The 6,523-nt window shown below is 41.2% G+C and carries 11 protein-coding genes; 2 read left to right on the top strand and 9 right to left on the bottom strand.

Annotated elements, in window-relative coordinates; translation table 11 throughout:
- Positions 1-328: 328 nt before the first annotated feature.
- The 7 genes from GX089_00960 to GX089_00930 form a co-directional block, all read right to left on the bottom strand.
- A complete protein-coding gene (locus GX089_00960) occupies positions 329-598 on the bottom strand; it encodes a hypothetical protein (protein ID NLP01041.1) in 270 nt (89 codons plus the stop codon).
- 67 nt (positions 599-665) lie between these two features.
- Complete coding sequence (locus tag GX089_00955) at positions 666-1,154, bottom strand: hypothetical protein (GenBank protein NLP01040.1); 489 nt, start codon at positions 1,152-1,154, stop codon at positions 666-668.
- A gap of 16 nt (positions 1,155-1,170) precedes the next feature.
- Positions 1,171-1,506 carry a hypothetical protein gene (locus GX089_00950; GenBank protein ID NLP01039.1) on the bottom strand — a complete coding sequence of 112 codons (336 nt, stop codon included), beginning with the start codon at positions 1,504-1,506 and terminating at the stop codon, positions 1,171-1,173.
- A gap of 17 nt (positions 1,507-1,523) precedes the next feature.
- On the bottom strand, positions 1,524-1,766 hold the full coding sequence (locus tag GX089_00945; GenBank protein NLP01038.1) for a hypothetical protein: 243 nt from the start codon (positions 1,764-1,766) through the stop codon (positions 1,524-1,526).
- Between the two features lie 84 nt (positions 1,767-1,850).
- Positions 1,851-2,465, bottom strand: coding sequence for a hypothetical protein (locus GX089_00940; GenBank protein ID NLP01037.1), 615 nt, complete (start codon positions 2,463-2,465; stop codon positions 1,851-1,853).
- Between the two features lie 1,286 nt (positions 2,466-3,751).
- Positions 3,752-4,009, bottom strand: coding sequence for a hypothetical protein (locus GX089_00935; GenBank protein NLP01036.1), 258 nt, complete (start codon positions 4,007-4,009; stop codon positions 3,752-3,754).
- A 190-nt stretch (positions 4,010-4,199) separates the two neighbouring features.
- A complete protein-coding gene (locus GX089_00930) occupies positions 4,200-4,439 on the bottom strand; it encodes a hypothetical protein (GenBank protein NLP01035.1) in 240 nt (79 codons plus the stop codon).
- A 289-nt stretch (positions 4,440-4,728) separates the two neighbouring features.
- Between GX089_00930 and GX089_00925 the strand changes: the two genes are divergently transcribed.
- Both GX089_00925 and GX089_00920 read left to right on the top strand, forming a co-directional pair.
- Entirely contained in the window at positions 4,729-4,998 is a 270-nt protein-coding gene (locus GX089_00925; GenBank protein NLP01034.1) for a type II toxin-antitoxin system HicB family antitoxin, read from the top strand.
- 4 nt (positions 4,999-5,002) lie between these two features.
- Positions 5,003-5,254 carry an addiction module toxin, HicA family gene (locus tag GX089_00920; protein NLP01033.1) on the top strand — a complete coding sequence of 84 codons (252 nt, stop codon included), beginning with the start codon at positions 5,003-5,005 and terminating at the stop codon, positions 5,252-5,254.
- A 156-nt stretch (positions 5,255-5,410) separates the two neighbouring features.
- Here the strand turns inward: GX089_00920 and GX089_00915 are convergent, their stop codons facing one another.
- Together GX089_00915 and GX089_00910 are read right to left on the bottom strand one after the other, a co-directional pair.
- On the bottom strand, positions 5,411-6,061 hold the full coding sequence (locus GX089_00915) for a sigma-70 family RNA polymerase sigma factor (GenBank protein ID NLP01032.1): 651 nt from the start codon (positions 6,059-6,061) through the stop codon (positions 5,411-5,413).
- A 277-nt stretch (positions 6,062-6,338) separates the two neighbouring features.
- The coding region (locus tag GX089_00910; GenBank protein NLP01031.1) for a hypothetical protein at positions 6,339-6,523 on the bottom strand (185 nt) is incomplete at its 5' end.

Here is a 6,523-nt window from a genome sequence, read left to right as displayed (position 1 = left end):
TACAGAATTTAACAATTAAATAAAAATGGCTGGTTTATGCCTGTTTGCGTAGTGGGAAATTGTTAGAAAAAGAGGGAAATACAAGGTAAACGGGAAGGGGAGACTTTACAAATAAAAAAGCCGGATTTCTCCGGCTGTTGTGTTATTTCTTCATTGAAGGATGATCCATGTGGTATGGTTTATCTGTTTTCCATACACATTTTGGTTTTGCCTCTGGTGGAAGCATTAAAATAAATTCTTTTTCATTTCTGCCAGTGTGGTAACCGTAAACCCATTCTATAGGTGCAACAATCTTAAATACTGCCGGTTTCCCAGGGAGCTGGTTTAGTTATTTTGTATACTCTTCATACGCTTTTTTTAAAATAGCTAAAACACCATCCCAGCCCACTAAATCAGCTAAAGATTCGTTTACATCTCCGCAGATTCCGTCATTGTATCCGCAATCTGAAAAATTAATTGTGTCATTTTCAGTGCAGCAGCATTGAAAATTGTATTCTTTGCCTTCAACAATTGCTATTGCATTGAAAAAACCATCATGTAATCCGTACTCACCAATACCATCATCGGTGAATTTAATTATAACTTTTGATAAGTCCATTCCCAACTCCTTCCCTTAAAATGCCCCTCCACTGGAGGGGCTTGTTTAATTAGACCAAGGATAACAGTTAATCTTGATTGTTATCAAACCACTCTTTACACAGCTTTTCTGCTGTGTTTTCTAAAATCTCGATTATTTCATTGTCATAGTCAGTGAATTCAAGCAGCTCTTCTGACTCATCATCGTCACAACCATATTGGCCGGCCGTTGACATCTCAGATGAGCTGTATGCACGTAAATTATCAGATCTTTCTAATGATTGAAAAACTATGTAAAACTTCTTTGATTCACCGGTTTTTAACGTTACTTCGATACTAAAATCGACTTGATAGCCTTCTACGCACTTACCGGTCGGATAATTGCATCCCTGGCCGTATTTCGATACTATCTTTGCTTCATCTTCGAATGCTCTTTCAGATAAAATCTGAAAAGAATTCCCAGCTTTTGTCGTAATCGTTTTTGTTGCTGCTGACATATTTGCCTCCTCGTTAGTGTGTTGCAGGGTTGCCCCTGCGGTTAGTCCTCTGTTCTGAAGGTATTTGTCAATCTTGATCATAATTGTTCCTTCCACATTAAACAGGTGGAGTGCAACCCACATCAACCAGAAGCAGATTGATTTCCCGGTTCAAGTCTCTGGCTGTGAAGGTGATCCCCGGACCCTCCTCTGATAGCTTCCGGGCAAGTGTTTCAATGTCGATTTCCGTTTCGGGCTCACTATACTCCGGTTCCGGTTCTGATTGCTTCTGAATCATAGAATTAATAACGTTTTCTTGGGCTTCAGCCAAAACTGTTAACTGCTTGATCTCAAGTCTCAGATCGTCAATTTTATTCTGAAGAGTTATATTCTGAACGTTTAACGCGTTCGCTCTTGACATCCAGAATTCGATTGAATTTAATTTACCTTCCATAAATCATCATCTCCTGGTTAATGTAATTCTCTTAGTTTTGCTCTGGAAAATACCCCGAAATTCTTTACGTCGTAAATAAACCCTGTTTCTGATTCCCGCCCCTCAACAATTACCCCGAAGATCTTAATAGAGTTCATAAGCCTGTAAAACGAAGCTCTTGAAATGTTCAGGGCTTTTTCAATTTCTGATCTGGTAAGACTTTCACCAACAGCGAAAAGGGCAAGGAATTTCAGCAAATTATTAATATCAATGTGTTTCAAATTTCCCCCGCAAGGTTTATAAGCCGGGACACCACCCGGCACAATGGATTACAGGACTATTAAGCTTCCGCGCCGGTCTGCTGTTCAACCCCACAACAGATCATCGAGAGCAGGCTTCATACTCCCATTCCATAAGCTGTGTAAAGCCTCCAGGTATCTTTCCCGCATATCCGGAGTAGCGTTTATTCCAGCCAGAGCCAACAGGCTTAAAATCTGATAGCAATTCCTCAAGGTGTCAAGTGTGGCTTTATTGGGGATGTATGGAGCAAGCCACTCTTCAGGATGTCCGGTCAAGTTCTCATCAGATAAAAGCAGGGTTTCGGCCTTTTCCAGTGCATCTATGAATGAATGAACCCCAAAGAAGAATTCTTGCCCTTTAACCCTGTCAAGCTTTTCGGGATCTGTAAATTCGAGTGTCCCCATTATGATTTTGCTATGCTCAGGCACATAGAGTAAGCAAAAATCCGGTTTTTCCTGTCCGTCAAAAGCTTCGCAATACGGGATTACAATGTTTTTATCTGGCATATCGGCCCGGAAGTCTTCATGCCAGTGATTAGCTTCACCGGATTCATGCTTTGCGGGTTCGGCTTTACCGGCCTCTACAAGTTCAAGCCGCTTTTCGTGCATTTGCCTCTGGAGTTCATAAACCGCGGTTTCGACAAAGGAGCGGGCAGGGGAAGAGATAGAATTGCGTACCATGTGGTACCTCCGTTAGGTTTAGGTAATAAAAAAAGCCAGTCTACCTACGCCCTAACGGTGCGCCCGGTCCTCACGGATACCGGAGACTGGCCTTGTGATTTCCGAAAATAAAAAATCCGGATCACGGACCGGGGATAATGCCGCGTTAGGTTTAGGTATTTTCAGTATACAACAATTCAGAGTGCGATGTCAATAAAAAAATTAATTGTGCATCAGGAAAGGAGTATGCTATACTTATGGTAATAATAGAAAGGGGATCTTTCCAATTTTTAAATCGTGAATAGTATTCATGCTTTGGAATAAGGAATTCACTCCCGGCTGAATTGGTTATTCTGAATATTCCAGTTTCACTGTCTTTTAGCTTTTGATCTAACTCCGCTGGTGTGCAGGGTCCGAAACAGAACACCCGCCCGCCAATGTATTCCGCTGTTAAGACTTCATTTTCATTGAACTTCTGAGAGTATCCAATGTTTTCAATACATTTACATTTAAAATCCATATAGAATCCTTTCGGATAAATGAATGTGAAATGGTAAAGGATACTTTACCACCTTAGAATTGATGCCCTGCATGCAGGCTATGCTTAATAAGATACGGGTTCAAAGTGCTCTTGTAAAGAAGATGTACGGTTTTAGTTTTCTTGGTGCTTATCTTAAAAAAAATACCGGAACTTACTCCCTGAACTCCACTTTACTCCACCTTACTCCACCATGTTTTTTAGTTACTCCACTGGACAAATAATATTATAACTACATTAATTATAGGTATTTATATCTTCTTTAATCTCTAAAGTGGAGTAATGTGGAGTAACTACCAGTAAAATCCTATAGAAGGGCTTCTATAGGGAAAATGGGGGAAATTACTCCCTTACTCCACTTTACTCCACTTGACCGGGGTTTTCAGGCTGGTAAAAAGGAAACTATTTCTTTAAAGGTTTGTGGTCCGGAGATAGCGGGTAAGTAATCATTGGGATGCCTGCCGGTTTTTTAATGTAATTGTGTATCCCGTTTTATTCGGCAACTGGTCCGATAATCACCAGGGAAACTGCCGGTTAAATTTCTGCATGGGTGCAGAATCTTACCGGGATCACCTGCCGGATAGTTTCAATGGGTGCCGGTTAAAACAGATTATGCAATGCAATTGCCTGGAGTGTGTACAATCATCAATACTGGTTCTGGTCAATGAATCTTGTAAACTACCCTGGATTGCCTCTGCTTCGATTGTGGAAAACCTTAATTTGGGTGTGCATGTGAAGCGGCTTTCACCGCTTCCGCGAAAAGCAGTTATCAGGCTTCAATTTTTGTGAAGTATTCTGAAGGGCATACAAATGGTTTTTCTTCTCCTGCATCGTTCGGGATTGTATAAACCGAATACCATTTTATTTCTCCATTCTTATTCCATTCGTCTGATTGTTTTGTAATACGAATAAAAGGAGATAAATATCCCGTTCCGGAAAATTTACCGGAACGGGGCACACCGGGAGAAACAGCGGCAAGCTGGTCACGGACACGGCCTTTTTCCTCCTGTTGTGCTAAATTTGGCACAACTGCTTTTCCGGCTTTGATAAATTAAACCAACACAGAAACCATCTGTCCATTTGTAACATTTGACAAAAGCACCTTTTTTAAAGGGCATACACTCTCCTCTTTTGAATTTTTTAAATAAATCTTCCGGAAGGTACCCTTATAATAAAAGGCAAAAAAGCAATTTTGGCAACAAGATGTATATATTTCGTTAAGCCCTGACTGCCTCCTTCAGTTCATCGGAGCCTTTCTGGTTGACGGTCCTTAGATACGTATATGTCATCTTGGAAACTCCGGCTTCTGCGGCGAGCTGGTCACGGACTGGCGGTTGTTTGATAGGGTCTGCTAAATTTGGCATACCCTTAGAGCTGCCACCTTTCTTTCCACCTTCTATCATCCTCTCCTTTGCCTGCTTCTCCAGTATCGGCCTCTTAGCCTCAAGCAGTGCCACCTTGTCCAGTTCGTGCAGGTTGCGGCGGGAAAGCTGATGTATTGTGCATACACGATGTACATGAAAAGCGTTACAATAGAACACAATTGGTATTGATTTTGTTGTAATGTATATTAATTTTAAGTACTGTTCCTTCAGAGACTGTATTATACGCCTGTTTGCATGTTCAGAAACCAGGCTTTTGTAGTTTTCACTTTTTTGCTTAACTTTCTTAATTAAAAGCCGTAATATTAATAGATGAATTGATAATTGGGTGCCGGGAGGGAATATGGGAAAAAGTAAGGTTTCTATGTTGGTTAATATCGATATTTGTATTGAAAAGGACGAAATTGGTTACCATGCGTTTTGCCCCTCTTTAAAGGGAGTTCATACCCATGGTGATACTGAAAAAGAAGCATTAAAAAATGCGAAAACAGCAAGTACTGCATATATAATTTCTCTTTTAAAACATCATGAACCTATACCGTGTTGCCAAATCATAAGAGAAGAGAGTGAAGAAATCTGTTCAAAGGGTAGATTGTTTAAGAAACAAACAATAGAAATTCCAGAATTGGTATGAAAAAATGAGCTTTCCGGAACACGTTTGGAAACAGATAAAAAATAAAACGTGTGATGAAATTATTTCTGCCCTCGAAAAAGACGGATGGAAACAAGATGTTACTATTGGACCAGAAAGAATTTATCGAAAAGGAAAAAGCAGAGTTTCAATCCATTATCATCCTAAAATGACATACGGCCCCGGTTTGCTAAAAGCACTGTTAAAAGATATCGGCTGGACCGAAAAAGAAATGAGAAAGTTAAAATTCATTAAGTGATTTAACCGTTTTATTTACCTTGCGTTTCTTACCCACTAATTTTCCACCCTGATAACTGCCTCAGAAAATGTCGAAATACCAGCCGAAACAGTTACTGACCTGGTCACAAAATCACCTAAATAACTACTCTGGCAATAATTCACAGCATACCTCCATTTAAAGCTTAATCTCTTTCTTTAATTTCTTCAAGGCATCCTCTTTGATTCGTTGAATTCTCTGAGGAGTAACGTTCATTTTCTCTGAAATCTCTGTCAATGAGAAGCCGCCCCAGAAATACAAACAGATTATTGCTTTCTCGTTCGGCTTCAGTTTGTTTATTGCCTCTGAAACTGATTCTTTAAGTCGCGGGCTCTCTTCCGGGTAAGCAATAGTGTTTATCATTGCACCATCTTCACCGGCCGGACTGTCGAGTGAGACCGGTTCTATTTCCTCCAGGGCATTCATTACCTCACCGTCTGATATGCCGGTATGCTCTGTAATCTCCTCCTGGGTAGGGGATCTCTGAAACCGCTGTTCAAGGATCCGAATTGCTTCAACTACAACCTTTCGTTTTCCCCGGTCTGCCTCTGGGATCTTAAAAAACCGCTGTCGCTGAAATTCCCGGAGAGCAAATCCTGTGATATATTCCTTGAGAAACGGGGTAAGCATACCTTTGTTTTCATCGTACTTGGATATCCCAAAAAACAGCCCGATCCTGCCGGCGCACTGCACATCTTCCGGAATAACCGGCCCGAATTGCTTTCTGAGGAAATAGTTCACCAATGGCAGGTTTTTTATATAGTTACTTTCCAGAATATTACTCTGCATCGGTTTCACATCCTTCTTGAAGTAAACCGCACATCTCTTGCCCTGGCCTCAGATCCATAACGCAAAAATAAGCGGTCAAGTCTTTGCCTGAATCCTTCCGGTTCCTGTATACTGCCGGTGAGAATGTTTGCGAGTCTGTCCGGGCTTATCTGCAAATTCTGGAAACGTCCCCCGGAGTTCTGCCGAAGTGCTGAAGCTTATCTGTGAAGTTCTTAAGATTGTTCATAGTTCCCCCGCAAAAAGGAAAAGCGCACCCCTGAGAGTGCGCTTAATTTGATTAACCTGCTGTTGCGCCATCGTTGTAAATAATGCCTCTGAAGTCTTCAAAGACATAGCCCCAATCAGAGTATATTTCAAAGGTGATACCCTGCGCCGCTCCGATTCTGGAAGGTTCCTGCCTGACTACGGGTTCCCTTGATCCAGACAGATAGCAGATTGTCAAAGAAGGAAGCATGTTCTTAT

This window comes from Fibrobacter sp. (assembly GCA_012523595.1).
Taxonomy (GTDB): domain Bacteria; phylum Fibrobacterota; class Chitinivibrionia; order Chitinivibrionales; family Chitinispirillaceae; genus JAAYIG01.
The sequence above is the reverse complement of the archived record's forward strand: the minus strand, read 5'-3'. Positions and strand labels throughout refer to the sequence as shown.